The 14490-nt window shown below is 56.0% G+C and carries 16 protein-coding genes and 1 tRNA gene; 6 read left to right on the forward strand and 11 right to left on the reverse strand.

Annotated elements, in window-relative coordinates; genetic code table 11:
- Positions 1-5 precede the first annotated feature (5 nt).
- Positions 6-749 carry a nitroreductase family protein gene (locus tag JUE67_RS05740; protein ID WP_203626516.1) on the forward strand — a complete coding sequence of 248 codons (744 nt, stop codon included), beginning with the start codon at positions 6-8 and terminating at the stop codon, positions 747-749.
- 72 nt (positions 750-821) lie between these two features.
- On the opposite strand, the gene JUE67_RS05745 is transcribed toward JUE67_RS05740, so the two are convergent.
- Positions 822-1148 carry a MarR family winged helix-turn-helix transcriptional regulator gene (locus JUE67_RS05745; RefSeq protein ID WP_203626515.1) on the reverse strand — a complete coding sequence of 109 codons (327 nt, stop codon included), beginning with the start codon at positions 1146-1148 and terminating at the stop codon, positions 822-824.
- Complete coding sequence (locus JUE67_RS05750) at positions 1124-1306, reverse strand: hypothetical protein (RefSeq protein WP_203626514.1); 183 nt, start codon at positions 1304-1306, stop codon at positions 1124-1126. The genes JUE67_RS05745 and JUE67_RS05750 overlap by 25 nt, the downstream gene beginning before the upstream one ends.
- Before the next feature lie 75 nt (positions 1307-1381).
- On the opposite strand from JUE67_RS05750, the gene JUE67_RS05755 reads away from it, so the two are divergent.
- From JUE67_RS05755 to JUE67_RS05770, 4 genes are all read left to right on the forward strand, one after another.
- Positions 1382-2032: an HD domain-containing protein gene (locus JUE67_RS05755; RefSeq protein WP_203626513.1), complete on the forward strand. Its 651-nt coding sequence runs from the start codon at positions 1382-1384 to the stop codon at positions 2030-2032.
- A gap of 216 nt (positions 2033-2248) precedes the next feature.
- Positions 2249-2321 (forward strand) — tRNA-Thr (locus tag JUE67_RS05760).
- 71 nt (positions 2322-2392) lie between these two features.
- Entirely contained in the window at positions 2393-3070 is a 678-nt protein-coding gene (locus JUE67_RS05765; protein WP_203626512.1) for a CPBP family intramembrane glutamic endopeptidase, read from the forward strand.
- Positions 3071-3116: 46 nt separating this feature from the next.
- Positions 3117-3638, forward strand: a complete 522-nt coding sequence (locus tag JUE67_RS05770; protein WP_203626511.1) for a GNAT family N-acetyltransferase — start codon at positions 3117-3119, stop codon at positions 3636-3638.
- Between the two features lie 121 nt (positions 3639-3759).
- Here JUE67_RS05770 and helD read toward each other — a convergent pair whose 3' ends face one another.
- Complete coding sequence (helD, locus tag JUE67_RS05775) at positions 3760-6054, reverse strand: RNA polymerase recycling motor HelD (RefSeq protein ID WP_203626510.1); 2295 nt, start codon at positions 6052-6054, stop codon at positions 3760-3762.
- 1750 nt (positions 6055-7804) lie between these two features.
- Here helD and JUE67_RS05780 point away from each other — a divergent pair.
- Positions 7805-8119 carry a hypothetical protein gene (locus JUE67_RS05780; protein WP_203626509.1) on the forward strand — a complete coding sequence of 105 codons (315 nt, stop codon included), beginning with the start codon at positions 7805-7807 and terminating at the stop codon, positions 8117-8119.
- 749 nt (positions 8120-8868) lie between these two features.
- Here the strand turns inward: JUE67_RS05780 and JUE67_RS05785 are convergent.
- The 8 genes from JUE67_RS05785 to JUE67_RS05820 all read right to left on the reverse strand — a co-directional run bounded on the left by JUE67_RS05785 (position 8869) and on the right by JUE67_RS05820 (position 14264).
- A complete protein-coding gene (locus tag JUE67_RS05785; RefSeq protein ID WP_203626508.1) occupies positions 8869-9381 on the reverse strand; it encodes a hypothetical protein in 513 nt (170 codons plus the stop codon).
- Positions 9362-10006: an ATP-binding cassette domain-containing protein gene (locus tag JUE67_RS05790; protein WP_203626507.1), complete on the reverse strand. Its 645-nt coding sequence runs from the start codon at positions 10004-10006 to the stop codon at positions 9362-9364. Before JUE67_RS05790 ends, JUE67_RS05785 begins: the two co-directional genes overlap by 20 nt.
- Positions 10003-10692, reverse strand: a complete 690-nt coding sequence (locus JUE67_RS05795) for a hypothetical protein (RefSeq protein WP_203626506.1) — start codon at positions 10690-10692, stop codon at positions 10003-10005. Before JUE67_RS05795 ends, JUE67_RS05790 begins: the two co-directional genes overlap by 4 nt.
- Positions 10692-11366: a hypothetical protein gene (locus JUE67_RS05800; protein ID WP_203626505.1), complete on the reverse strand. Its 675-nt coding sequence runs from the start codon at positions 11364-11366 to the stop codon at positions 10692-10694. Before JUE67_RS05800 ends, JUE67_RS05795 begins: the two co-directional genes overlap by 1 nt.
- Positions 11344-12156: a hypothetical protein gene (locus JUE67_RS05805; protein ID WP_203626504.1), complete on the reverse strand. Its 813-nt coding sequence runs from the start codon at positions 12154-12156 to the stop codon at positions 11344-11346. Before JUE67_RS05805 ends, JUE67_RS05800 begins: the two co-directional genes overlap by 23 nt.
- Positions 12157-12218: 62 nt before the next feature.
- Complete coding sequence (locus JUE67_RS05810; protein ID WP_203626503.1) at positions 12219-12620, reverse strand: DUF2712 domain-containing protein; 402 nt, start codon at positions 12618-12620, stop codon at positions 12219-12221.
- A gap of 53 nt (positions 12621-12673) precedes the next feature.
- Positions 12674-13759, reverse strand: a complete 1086-nt coding sequence (locus JUE67_RS05815; RefSeq protein WP_203626502.1) for a hypothetical protein — start codon at positions 13757-13759, stop codon at positions 12674-12676.
- Complete coding sequence (locus tag JUE67_RS05820) at positions 13749-14264, reverse strand: sigma-70 family RNA polymerase sigma factor (RefSeq protein ID WP_203626501.1); 516 nt, start codon at positions 14262-14264, stop codon at positions 13749-13751. The genes JUE67_RS05815 and JUE67_RS05820 overlap by 11 nt, the downstream gene beginning before the upstream one ends.
- Between the last annotated feature and the right edge of the window lie 226 nt (positions 14265-14490).

A 14490-nucleotide genomic window follows, 5' to 3' on the forward strand; every position in this document is an offset into this window, starting at 1 on the left:
AAAATATGCAGCTGGATCAACGCGCATTGGCGCATCGTTCGATCAGAAAATTCACCGGCAACTTGACGGCGCCGGAACGCCTCGCCTTAACGAATGTAGCCCAGGCCACAGCGAGCTCGCGCTTTGGCCAGCAGTTCTCGCTGATTCACGTCGCGGATCCCGCCAAGCGGGCTGTGATTGCAGCCATCACACATGGCGATTTTGTCGCCGGCCCAAGCGGCGACTTATTTGTTTTCGTCGTCGACCAACATCGCAATCACCTGTTGATGCAAAATAGCGGGCAGTCCCTGGCCAATCTGGAAAATTGGGATGCGTTTTTGGCCGGCGTCTTTGACGCAACGCTGGCCGCCCAAAACATGGCGGCCGCCGCGGAGCGAAGCGGGCTGGGCGCCTGTTTTCTTGGCAGCGTCCTCAATGACCCGGCGCAAATGATCGACTTGCTCAACTTGCCCCAGCACACCTTTCCGCTGCTGGGACTGATCGTCGGACGCCCCGCCGAAACGCCGGAAGCCAAACCCCGCTTGCCGCATGCGGCGGTGGTGGGCGAGGACACGTATCCGAAGGCGGTGCCGCTTGGCGATTACGATGCGCGGGTTCAGTCTTATTATGCCACACGTTCCTGGGGCGCGCGGGATGAGAGTTTCACCTCGATGCTGCAGGCACAGCTGACCGCCGATCTGGCGCATCGCAATGAGATCGGGGCGATCTTGAAGCGGCAGGGATTCAATTTGCCGGACTGGGCGGAATAGCGAGATTGGGATGATGCCCGTGCGACAAAAAAGACCCGAAGCAATTCGCCTCGGGTCTCAAATGACACAGTCTTACACGTCGTCTTCATCGTCGTCTTCATCATCGTCGCAGTCCACCTCGATCGGGCCGGCCCCGTTTGGATGGGCCTGATTGAGCAACAGGTTGGCCTTGGCCAGCAATTTGATCAACTGCTTGAAACGCTTCTTGCCCAGGCCATCGCGCACCGTTTCCATCGGCGCCTGATAGGTCGGCGTCAAGGCAATTAGTTCCTCTTGTCCCTTGGCCGTCAAACTCAGCGTGAATGAACGGTTGTCCGCGGTGTCCATTTCCTTGGCAAGCAATTGGTCGGCGATCAGTGGCGTCAGCATTTTCGTCACAGCGGCCTTGCTGATGCCCATCGCCTCGGCGACTTTGCTGGGCGTGGCGGCGTCTTTTCCGCAGCGACCCAAAACAGCAGGTTCTGTTGGCTGATCGGGCGGCTTTCGTCACCCAGCGGCGGCACGAGCCGGGCGAACTGGTTCAGCGTTTGGGTATAGCGCAAGTTTTTGGCAGTCATGGGGATCCTCCTCTTATTTTCCTTACTTTAATCATAACGTTATGAACCGTGGTAAACCAAATGAAAGGCATCAAGATGACAGAAAAGACACGCATCGGGGCATTAATAGAATACGCAAAAACAGCGGCCAGCGCGGATCATAGTGGGCACGGCTTCGACCACATTCAGCGGGTCGCGGCCACGACGCGCAAGCTGCTCGCCGAAACGCCTGAAGCGGATCCGGCGATCGCGCTGGCCGCCGCGATTCTGCACGACACCTACGACGATAAATTGGTGGCCGATTCCGCGGTTGCGCGTGCAACAACGCAGGCGGAATTGGCGGCAGTCGGCGATACCCCCGAGGTGCAGGAGCTGATCTTGGCCATCATCGATCACATGAGTTTCAAAAGCAATCTGGGCGGCGCGCAACCCCTGTCGCTGGAGGGTCAGCTGGTGCAAGACGCCGACCGTCTGGATGCCCTGGGCGCGATCGGCATCGCCCGCGCGTTTATGTTCGGCGGCGCACACGACGGCGTGATGTATGACCCCGCCATCGCGCCGCGCGAAACGATTACCCCTGCGAATTACCGGGAGGCCGTCCCGGTGATCAATCATTTTTATGAAAAATTGTTGCGCTTGCCGGCCACGATGAACACTGAAGCAGGGAAGCGCCTCGCGATGCAGCGCGCCAAGGTGATGCAGGAATTTCTGGCGGAATTCAAAGCGGAGTGGCATGGCGAGGCGTAAGCTGGGGCGCCCCAGTCCGCCCGAAGCCTGATGACCCTCTGGCCAAGGACGTTTGGGGCGTGCCAGCACAGGCCTGCGGGGCGTCCTACCCAGCGGCAGCGCTCTTTTCGTTGGCGAAGGGAGAGAAATGCCCAAAAGTAGCACATTTTTGTTGTTTTGGCTTGCGTGATTCGCGGATTCATTGTATATTGATTGGGCAGGTTTTTTTACAACCATGCCGTCTTAGCTCAGTAGGTAGAGCGCATCCATGGTAAGGATGAGGTCGCTGGTTCGAATCCAGTAGACGGCAGCAGGCCCAACATCGCGGGATGTTGGGTATTTTTTTACCTTCAGCGCAACTTCCAAGAATCGAGGTGCCCCATGTCAGTCAAAACAATTGTCCGCCGCGTGTTCACCCTGGTCGTGATGTTTCTGGCCTATCAGATCGGCGAGGCGTTCGTGCTGGTGCCGGGCATAGTCAGCCGCGGCACCACGCCGGTCGTTTACACCGCCATCCTGTTTTCCGCGATCTTCGGCGGGCTGATCGCACTGCTTTGGCGCGTGTATGCCACCAATCATCAAGCGGACCAGGATCCATTCATTCATCGCCAGCCGTTTGACGGCAAGCGGGCACTCTTGATGGTCGGCCTGATCGGCGCGCTTTTTGCCGTTCAGGCACTGTCATCGCTGCTGATCTCCCATCAAGTGGCCAGCGAATCGCAGAATCAGGATCTGCTCCTGCAATATTTGGCCGAGTCCCCGCTTGCGATGACCCTGATCGTCGTGGTCGGCGCGCCGCCCGTGGAGGAGCTCCTGTTTCGCGGTTTATTGATGCAAGCTGTGCCGCATCCGGAGAAAAAGTCGTGGCGCTGGCTCGCCGCGGGTCTTTCGGCCATTGTGTTTGGCCTGGCCCATGCCGGCGTCAGTGATCCCGTCAACCTGCTCGTTTATTCGGCGATGGGCTTTGTTTTCGCCAGCGCCTACACCCTGACCGGCGACCTTCGCTACAGCATCGGGCTTCATATGTTGAATAATTTCGCCGCCTTATTTTTGCCATGAAAATGTGGGCTGAGGCTTTTGGAAAAATAGAAAGTGGAGGCACGCCATGCAGATGCGGGCACTGACCCAGGCGGATGCCGCGGTCTACCTGGTTTATCGGCGCGACACGCTGGCGCATGATCGGGATAATCCCTACAATCAAAATCGTATCCGCCAAATGACGGTCGAACCGACGATCACCCCGGTGCTGGCCCGCATTGCTCAAGCGGCGCGCCCCGATGAAACCGGGATGCGGCAAAGCACGTTGTATCTGTTCGATGACGCGAACACGGCGATTCTCGGTCGCGTCAGCATGCGTACCCATCTGTCGCCTGCGATGCGCGGTTATGCCGGCCACATCGGTTACGACGTTGCGCCAAGTGCCCGTGGTCGCGGGTTGGCGACGTGGATTCTGCGAGATGCCGTGGCCCAATACGCCGGGGTGGTGCCATTTGTCATTGTGAGCGCCGCAGTTGGCAACCTGGCCAGCCAGCACGTGATCGAAAGCTGCGGCGGCCAGGTGCAAGCGACCCGCGAGCGCGACGGGGAACGCTACTATCTTTACCACATCCCCACAGCGCAAGCCTGATCCGTTCACAACACAATTCAGAACGCAAAACGACCCGCAAGCCGCGAAAAATTTTCGTCGCTTGCGGGTCTTTGTTTTGGAAAATTGTGTGTGTCGGCCCTGAGGCAGAGACGCCAGCCGCTTACACCCGCGACGCCTTTTTGCTTCGGTCGATCGTGGTGAAACTGTCTGCCGGCAACGGCGCCAGCAGGGGACTCGGGTCGTCCAGCGCCACCAAGGTCAGGTGATGCAAGGCGCGGGTCGCCAGGGTGTACAAAATGTCGCGGTCCGCTTCGTCGGCATAGGTCTGCGCCGAAATGTCGTAGCCGATCACGGCATCAAACTCCAGCCCCTTGGCCAGGTAGACCGGCATGATCAAGCAGCCTGTTTTCATCGTGTGATCCGCCGGGGTCAACAGCGTGCTCTGGACATCCAGCTGAAGCGTCGCAAATAATTTCTCGGCCGTTCCGCGATCCCGGGTCAAAATGGCGACGGTGTTGTTGAACTTGAGCTGCTCGTTGATCAGGCGCGTGAGGTCGTTGCGCACCGCGGCCGCCGTGGTCGTGACCAGCACTGGCCGTTCGCCATCGCGGTTGAAGGCCAGGATGTGGTCGTGTTCCGGTAACAGATTTTTCGCAAAATCCGTGATCGGGCGCGTCGAGCGATAGGACTTGTTCAACGTGATCAGGCGCACCGACTGACGGGTAAAGACTTGCTTGATGGTCGCCAGAAAATCGCCGGCTTGATAATCGCTCGTGAACACGTCCTGCTTCGCGTCGCCCAGCAGCGTGAGCTTGGCTTTGGGGAACGCGTGGTGAAGATAGGCGAGCTGAGCCATGCTGTAGTCCTGCATCTCGTCGACGAAAACATAGCGAATGGCGTGGTTCGTCCCGCCACCGGTGATCGTGTCGCGCAAAAAGAGAATCGGCGCCGCATCCTCAAGCCGCAGCTCGTGATGCTCAAGGTCGCTGGCACAGGCCTCTGCCATCGCGGCCCAGGCCCCGGTACTGACTGTCGGCGCGGCGATGGTCGTCAAAAAGCGGGCATAATCCTGATAACAATCCAGGAAATAATCGTTATAGATCGCGTCATACACTGGTGCGAATGCCTTCGCCACCAATTTTTCCGCAATGAAGCGCTGCTCCTGGTCGCCGGTCGCAAAGCGTCGGCCCACCAGCATCGTTGTGACCTGCTCATCCGACAGCGCATCGAGGGCGTCTTGCACCCAATCGTCGCCAAGCGCCATCTTGATGCGCTGACGCAGCCGCTTGATCAGCGTATTTTTCGTATCCGTGAACTTGTTTGCGGCAGTCGCCTTGGCCGGCTGGCTCGCATAGATCTTCGTGATCGTCTCGGCCGAGAAAAAGACTTCGCCGTTGAGCATAATGTCGATGAAAAATGGCACCTGGTCCGGCGTTTGCGTATACGCGCGAATCAGCGTTAAGTAGTCCGCATTTTCCTTGAACCGACGAATGCGCTTGGCACTCTCTGGCAGGCCGGCGCGGTCGCGTTCATACCGGTCAAACAACGTCTCGACCTGAAGCCCCGAGAACCGTTTCGCGAAAAATTCGTAAAGGGTGGCCTGCCGCATATTTTTTTCGCCCAGCGATGGCAGGACCGCCGAAATATAGTTGGCAAAAAGCTGGTTCGGGGAAAATAGCACCATTTCGTCCGCGTCGAGGTCTTTGCGGCTGTGATACAGCAAATACGCCACCCGCTGCAGGACCGCCGACGTTTTCCCGGAGCCCGCGACCCCTTGCACCACGAGCACATCGGCCTTGGTGTCGCGAATGATGTCGTTTTGTTCCTGCTGAATCGTGGCGACAATATTTTTCATATAGGCGTCGCTTTGCTGGCCCAGCACCGCCTGCAGAATCTCGTCGCCGACCGTTTCGGACGTGTCGAACATGTTCCTGATCGCGCCGTTTTCAATCGTGAACTGCCGCTTGTTGAGCAGCGTGACTGTCGCTGGCCCGACTGGCGTTTCGTAAGTCACCGGCCCAAGTGTGCCATTGTAGTAGATCGCCGCGATCGGCGCGCGCCAATCATAGACCAGAAAGTCGTCCTTTTCGTCGATGAACGTGCCCATGCCGATATAAAGCGTGTCGACCGCGCCGTCCTCTTCAATATCGATCCTGCCAAAATAGGGATTCTGTTGAAGCAAGTGCAGCCGCTGCGCCTCGTGCTGTAAGATCGTCTCGTTTTCGACGGCCCGCGCGACCATCATCTTCTGTTGCTGGACAGCGGCATTCGTCTCCATTCGGTCATCGGTCTCGGTGATATTGACCTTCGTCGCATCCCCGTAAGCCTGCTCGACGCGCGTGGTTTCCCGGTGCGCCGCGTCGATCTGGCGCGCGACCACCTCGAGTCGCGCCTCGATTGCGCCCATCACTCGCGTCACTCGCGCCTGCTCCTCATCTCTGCTTGCAAGTTCCACGTTGCCGCCTCCCTTCGCACAATGTTCTTAATAGTTTAGGCCAATTGCGTGCTTGTGTAAAGTAAGAACCGGACGCGGTTGGGTCTGGGAAAAATAGGGCGGTGGGCAGGGTGATCGGGTGGGATTACCACTCTGTTTCTGGTCCCGCTACTGGGAAGAAATGCCTGGACTGGCAACTGCGTGTCGCCGCTCGACTTTGCGCCAACAAGGCTACCGAGAATCGGGTGTGATGCCATCACATTAGTTACTGATTGCGCAGAAGGAAATCAGAACAGTAGCCTTAATTTCCCGGGTTATGAAAGCAAAGTTGTGTGACGGCATCACACTAGTTAATGCTGCTCAGGGGGGGCGTGCGAACCCTGAGTCCAGTCGATGCGACTTGTGTGACCGGAGCGATCTCGGAGATCACCGATTTAGATTATCTACGCGGGCAGCGTGCAATTTTCAGTCTCAGAGATCGCATGCCAGGACTGTGACCGTCACATTGGTGTCACCCCGTCACAAGACTTGATATTGCACGCCTGAGTTTGGCAATCTTAGCGGACCACGGGACCGCGGATGTTGAATTTCACGAGGAAAAGAAGCAAATTTGTGGACCATGAGTCCGGTGTGTGAAATGAGTGGCCCGTTGCAATCTCGGAGATTACCGATTTGGATTGTCTACGCGGGAATCACGCAATTTTCAGTCTCAGAGATCGCACGTCCGGACTGTGACCGCCACATTGGTGTCACCCCGTCACAAAACTTAATTCCGTACGCCTGAGTCTGGCAATCTTTGCGGACCCAGGGACTGCGGGTTTTTAGATTCACAGCAAAAGACCCACATATACAGACTCTGAGTCCAAACGATGCGACTTGTGTGCTACGGGGCAATCTCGGAGATCACCGATTTGGATTTTCTGCGCGGTAATCGCGAAATTTTCAGTCTCTGAGTTCGCACGCCCCGGACCGCGACATCCACATTGGTGTGACGCCATCACAAAACTTTATATCGAGTGTCTTGGACGTGTGCGGACTTCCCGGACCACGGGACCGCGGATGTTGAATTTCACGAGGAAAAAAAGCCAATTTGCGGACCATGAGTCCGGCCAATGTGAAATGAGTGACTCGTTGCGATCTCGGAAATCGTCGATTTGTTTTTTCTGGCAACATTTCTCAACACTTGCATTCTCGGAGATGTAAGCCCGTACCCCGGGTATACGAAAGTCGTTGGTTTCCCTCGAATGATGATAATCGGCATACTCAGGGTACGCAAAATTCGATCTCCTGGGGGGGCGTGCGGAGAAAAGTAATGTAACCCCGTCACACCAGATTGAAGGGTACACCCAAGTCTTGACCACGATTGGTATACTCCGGATATGCGGATATCGGCTTTTCCTCCAAAAGGTGTCCACCGGTATACTGAGAGTAGACGCCCAGAGAAGCCATCCCAAAGTATTGTGACACCATCACACTAGTTTAAAGGGGGCGGACCTGGGCAAAGAATTCGAGGATTCCTATTGAGACGATGTCGGCATTTGCTGATCGTATGTTACAGTGACAACCGACGATAGGCTTAATTCAATTGTCTTTTACTCCTCTAGCGGGCGTATCCGCAGACAAATTGACCTAGATCATAAGCATCTCGGACAGATTCCACATGTACATGAAGGCGATGTAACAAATCATCAGACACAATTTCGGGTTCACATGACAAGGTCAGACAGGATGTATATTAATAAAATCGAACGAATATGGAAGGAGTACAAGAATGAATAGCGGGAAGCAAGTGCGAGACTGGGTCGATGATCTATCCAAGGATTTGTTTTTGGAACTTCTGAATGAGAACCAGGTCTTTTACTTCACGTTCAATCACCACGATTACCTCATCGAAATGTATAACGAGGGAATGCTAATTGCAGATCCATATCCATACTATAATGATGGTGGGTATCCAGGCCACAAGCAGTTTCAATATCCGCTGAGCTTTACAGCCAAAACAGTGGACGAGTTCCTGCGACTGCCATTCCTCGACGGACAAACAATTCTTAGCCAATGGGACAATATCCGCTTTTGGAACTACTAACGATTCCAGTATCAACTGATTTCCTAAATTCCGACTCTCGGGAAATTCCGCATACTCCTTATAAAGGAAGACTATAGTTTCAGGGATCGCGAAGAACATGCTTTTTCTTGGGCTACGTAAGACGTGGCCTTTTTCTTTTACTCGCTCCACTGAGCAGGGAAATCCTTTGTGGAGTCACCACATCAATTTAGGAAGACACCCTGTCGACAATTTGCCCCAGAAGAATCAAATTGGCAGTTTGAGAAATCCCGGAATCATGATCGTATATTTGCCTCATATACTCCAGAAAGGCAAAACCCTCGGTCCAGTGGTTCGCGTTTTTTGTAATGGAATCTCGTCAGTCCGCACGGCCCCGGGCGGGCAACGATTCATGTACTCTTGGTATGCGGAGATTATTATTTTCCATCAAAAGATGTCAATCTGCGTACCCAGGATATGTTGGTTTTGATTTTCCGAGATCCGGGAGCAAAGTAATGTGACGGCATCACACCAATTTCGTAAGAAGAATGAGGGTTGATGATCAGGCAAGGACGCATCGGGTTATGCCGTATCCAAGATGGCTTGTTTTGGCCCTGATATAAAGCCACTTCTCGAAGACACATCATCTGCTTATACAAAAAAACCGCGCCAGCTCGGCATTCTTGTCGATCTGGCGCGGCTGTCAGGTTGCGCTGTGGTGTATTTTGATGGGTAGTTGGTCATATCGAACGCGAACGCGACGCAGAATCGCGTCTGAGTGAACCACGCGCTCAAAGCGGCAATTCGACCCGCGTATAGCCGGTCACGGTGGGAACCATCAGTAGAATGTATGGTCGCCCGGCACCGGCCTCGTACTGCGCGGCCGACACGGTGAACGTCAGAACGAAATCATTGCGCTTCGCGTTGTTCAGCTGAGAAAACTGTAACGGCGAGCCATCCAGATGGGTGATCTCCGCCACGGCCAGCGCACTATACGGGACAACGAGCCGAAGATTTTCGTTAAAACTGCGGTTTGGGCCGCGGTCGCCGTACCGTCGCGGCTTGGTCTGCTGAATCGTCATTGTCGCGTTGACCCGATATGTCTCGTGCTCGCGGCGCGCGGTGAGCCGGCTGAAGGAAAAATCGAGTCCAGGGAAATGCACTTGTTGATCCCGGTCGATCTTCATCGTGCGGATTGTTTCGGTGGTCGCGGCGTTGACTTGGTGGTAGCGGACTGCGGCACCGAAACCGACGAGCAAAATTGCCAGCAGGATGCCGCCGCGTTTAAGCCACTTGTTGTTCAATGAGATGGCCCTCCTTCATTTTGACACGCCGGGTCGTAACCGCCTCGATGAACTCGCGGTCGTGGGAGGCGATCACAAACGTGGACCCGAGGTTGCGATAAGTCCGGACCAGGGCGGCGAGGGTCGTTTTGCTGTCTTCGTCAAGCGCGTTGGTCGGCTCGTCGAGGACAATCAGCGGCTGGTGGCCCATCAGCGCTTGGGCAATGCCAAGTTTTTCCCGCATCCCCAGTGAAAAGTCTTTGGCTCGAGTCTTGCTTCTGGGATCCAAGCTGAGCTCGCGCAAGACAGTGTTGATCTCCTCATCGGTGACGCCGGGAATCAGCGTCGCTAACAGCTTGAGATTCTGAAAGGCCGTGAAGTCGTTGATCAGGCTCGGATTTTCGATCAAAATACCAGCCTTCAGTGGATAGGCTTGGCCGAGGCGAAAAGGGTGGCCGCTGATGGTCAGCGTTCCGGTCGAATCCGTCAGGCCGAGCAGTGCCTTCAGCAACACCGTTTTGCCGGCTCCATTCTCACCTTCGATGGTCAAGATCTCCCCTGGCTCGACGGTGAGCGTGATGTCGTCCAATAGCATGCCGCCATGACGCAATTTTCGACTGAGATGTTCTGCGACAAGTAAACTCATTTTCTATCACTCCATTTTCCAATCAGTTGCCAAAAGCCGAGGGTATAAGCCCCGCTCAAAATGATCAATACCCCCAGCGTTATGACCAGCGGCACGGGGCCACGTGGGCAGCGAATCAGCATCGCGAATGGCAGGATAGTCGGCCAGGTGGTGTAGATCGTGATGACCTGCCAGCTGAGCATTGCCAGGAGGCCGGCGAACCGGTTGCCCCAACTCAGCCAAGTCTCGATCAGCAGCATCACCCACACGACTCCAAATAAGGTCGCGAGATACCAGCCGTCCACAGGCCTCCCGCCCAGCACAAGGCCGCCTGCAAGCAGAAGCCAGTATGCGCCGGCCCATTCCGCAATGAGCAGGAGGTCTACCAGCGCAAATTGTCGGCGACTGAAGACGTGGCCCCAGATCTGAATGCCTCGTCGCCGCCATAATTCTGGGATGGTATCCCCGAGTGCAAGCACCGGCAAGAGCAGTAAGACGACCCAGGTGACGGGAAAAACAATATGCGTGGGCGAGCTTTCCGGTGCATTGCCGCCAAGCAGTATTTTCGCCAGCTCAAAATGGGGATGCTGGTACGACTGCCAGGCCGCCCCGCCGATCATCAGCCCGGCCAGCCCGATGAAACACGTGAAGCGGCGCCAGTTGGTTGCCCAAAAGAAGCGCGTCTGATGCTCGATCAAGCGCCACATCACAGCGCCTCCCTTGCAGTGGCCCAGCGCAAGGCCGTGACTGAAAATCCGGTGAGTCCGATCAAAATGAGCTGATCGCCCGCTGCACGCATCGGGGTCAACACGGTGGCAAACGCAAAGATCAGCGCGGGGACGCCAGCGACCGTCAGTGCAAATAGGCCTGCTACGGCCAGCCAGGTTATGAGAAATGCGGCGATCCGCGAGTGCAGCGTGGCGACGAGCAATTCCGCGCAGCTGCTCACGAGGAGTTGGGTCAGCCAAAGCGTCAATACCGTGCGGCCGGCCAAGCCCAGATTGAGGACGCGACTACTGTGTGTCCAAAGCAGGCCGCTGAGGACAAACAAGCTCCACCAAATGAGTAATGCTGTCTGGGTCACCAAGAGGCGAAGGACGCGCTGCCCCCAAAGGACCGCGCGCGTGCCACATGCGGCCGCGTCGAGCTCCCGAATTTGGTCGGTCGTCAATGTCGCCAAAAGACACAATGGAAAATAGACGACCAGAAACTGGAATCGATCAAACACCGTATTTTGCAGAGCATATGCGGAGAGGCTTGCATGAAGGCCGTGGCAGGCGAGACTGGCGCTGAGGGCCGCCGCGAGCACGAGCCAAAGTTGCCAGCGCTGGTGCCACAAAAACCAGCGCCAAGTCTGTTCAACGATTGCTTTCGTAAGCACGCACGCGCCCTCCGATCATGGTCAGAGCGGCGATCGCGAGCGCCACGATCGCGGTCACGCTGGCGACGACCGAGCCGCTCAGCGTCGCCCCGGCACTTTCCCGCATGAAATCTGATGGCACAAAGCTTGCATGGGCGGGCAGGGGCAGCAAGAGGTTCGCCGCCATCAAGCCGATCTGCAAAAGCAGTCCCGCCGCCACCGTCAGGAATCGATTTTTTAAAAACCAGGCCATTGCCGTGGCGAAACTGGCGAATAGCCCACTCCAGGTTGCCGCCAGCAGGATCGAGGCCAGCGCGTGCCACAGAGGATGCGTGTAGTAGAGCCCAACCCACAAGGTATCTTGCGACATGACGGCAATGTTGAGATTGAGAAAGAAGTCGGGCTTCAAATTCGGCAAAAGCAGAAAGAAGCCAAAGAAGTTGATCAGCAGGGTGCCGCCCACCAGCGCCGCGCCCAATACGAAGCTGGTCACCAGATAGCCCCAGGCGACTCGCATCCCCCCGCGCCGCAAGATCAGTTGCTGGGTGAAGCGCGTCTGCCGGTCCTTGGCGATCAGTGTTGCCCCGGGAATGGCGGCGAGCAGCGGCACTAGCAGGAAAAATAGAATGGGGATAAAGCTGAATTGGTCCATCGACAGCCACATCGTGTAAGGCGAGTCGTGAAAAACACTACTGCGCTTGGCAATTTGCAGGGCCGATTGCCCAAATTGAATGAGACTGATCAGCATCAACAACGAAAAACTGAGCAGAACTGGCCGCCGCTCGATACGGCGGAAAAACAGATGCGACATGGGGAGGCTCCTTTCGATAAACTCAAGACCAGTTCTCTTGTGAGCTGTATACGAAGACAGACTCAGCGAACACTGTCCGGACTCCAAACGCCTTTTGCATAGCCGTTATTCCAACTTCTTGAATTAATTCGGACGCTGACGCCTTTGCCATAGTTTTCAACCGCATTATTCCATAGAAAAGTCGCGTCGCCTTGGTAGCTTTTATAACTATGACCGTCTGAGACATCTCGTCCGTCATACAACGCTGCCCAAATGGTGTGATAGCCAATATCTGTAGAAGTAGTCCTGTTGTAATAAGCGGTCTTGTTTGTTTTCTCTCTTGCTGGGGTGTAATCATTTGGACTCCAGATTCGATACTGGTTGGACCAACTGGAATCTTGATGGTTATCTGCCTGGACGACGTGTACTCCAGCCAGCACGATTGAAGCTGAGGCGAGCAGTCCGAGTATAATTGTCTTTTTCATTATTTGATTCCTCCATTTTATTTAGTTCGGTCAGACAATCTGACTATATTGAGTTAGGGCAGTAGCTGTGAAACCGGCAAACTGAACGTTCCGAGAATCTCTGGATGTGTGCTTCCACTCGGCAACTCCAACCTGAACAAAACGGTCGCATCGGCTGGCAAGTCACGCAGCGGCAACGCTTTGTCGCTGCCATCTTTTTGGTACTGTGTGGCAAACACGGACTGAAAATTGACGGTGTGCGTCGCCCCCCGGCTTGTGTCGCCGATTCGCAGGCCGCTGGTGCCCAACAACAACTGGCCCAGCGTTTTGCCGCGCCGCTGAACTGTCGCCTCTGAGATCCAGGCGGCTTGGCGGAGCGCCTTGGCGCGGCTGTTTGTCTGCGCGAAGGTCGTGTGGTAATGCAACACAAAGGATTGGGCGCCGGCATCCACCGCGTCCACGCCGCCTGTGACGCCGGCCTTAGTCGCTGTTAGGGCGAGTGGCCGGTGAGTGGCGGTTGGCGCGGCGATGTGCAGGGCCGGAAGCCTCACATTTTTCGCTTGACCATTGAACCGGTCGATACGAATGCGAATCGTGTCGCTCGGCATCTCGGCCGTCGGGGTGTAAAAAGCCAAGAACTGACGGTAATGGCCCAGCGCGATCTGGCCATAATTCTGCGAGACATCGAGAATGCGGTCAATGCCGTTCATCGTGACGGTGATCGTCTGTTTGCGCAGCGCGGCGGGGTCGAGTTGGCCGCCTTGATAATCGATCACCAGCGCGCGCATCCCGGGGGCAGCCATGACCCCGCGAACCGACAGCGTGACAGCCCCGACCAGGGTACGATTTCCCCGGACTGGTTGATACACGCTCAGGTCTGCCATGTCCCCGAAGACTTCGTTCATGGTCGGGTCAAAATGGTGCGTCTTTTTCCCTTCCTGATCGAGCAGTTGACGAATGGCAGGCGCGACCCCACCGGCTTGAAGGGTCAGTGGGTTGATGACCGCTGCGACCAGCACAAGCGCGGCTGCGACCAACACGCCGATGTAGCGGTGCCGCCTTCGTGCATTCGCGCGCGCTTGGCCGCGGCGCAGCGCCTGGTGGACCAGGTTCGTGGGGACGTCGAGTTGGTCGCTCATTTTTTGCCAGTCAGTATTCACGTTGCATGCCTCCTTTCTCGCGCAACCACTTGCGGCCGCGATTCAACCGACTTTTCACCGTTCCCGTCGGCACCCGCAACACCGCGGCGATCTCGCTGGCCTCAAGTTCGTTGAAATAAAACAGAATCAGCACGACGCGATATTTTGCCGGGACCTTCGTCAGCGCCTGCATGAGATCTTCGTGGAGATCGATCTGCCGGTGTGCATCGGGCATCTGCTCAGGCGCGGGAAGGGGCGGCAGGGGCCGGCGATAATAATGACGGGAGACGTTGATCAAAATTCTGATCAGCCAAGTGTCAAAATATTGCGGTTGGCGGAGACGGTGAATGCTCAAAAACGCCTGCAGGGAGGTATCCTGCACGATATCCAGCGCATCTTGTGCGTTATGGACGCACAGAAAGGCGGTCTTATACAGTTTTTCCTGCCGCGCGTCCAGCAGTTGCATCAACGCCTCCTGATTCCCGGCCTTGGCCGCCAGAATCAGCGTCCCATCTTCTTCCGTCACTTTTTCACCCCCTGACCCCACAACTATTAGTGCGAACCCCGCCCTGCGAGGTTCCATTTATTTTCGCTTTTTGCGAATTCGCGACAAGGGCCGGGCCTGCTAAAAAAATATGAGGCCCCCCCTTTCACTGGCATCATCTCACCAAACCAGCACCGCGTCTTTGGACGATCGTGGCAAGCCACCTATATTTGTAAAAGAATTCTTGTGGGCGGCCGGGGTTGGCTTC

This window comes from Lacticaseibacillus mingshuiensis (assembly GCF_016861785.1).
GTDB lineage: Bacteria > Bacillota > Bacilli > Lactobacillales > Lactobacillaceae > Lacticaseibacillus > Lacticaseibacillus mingshuiensis.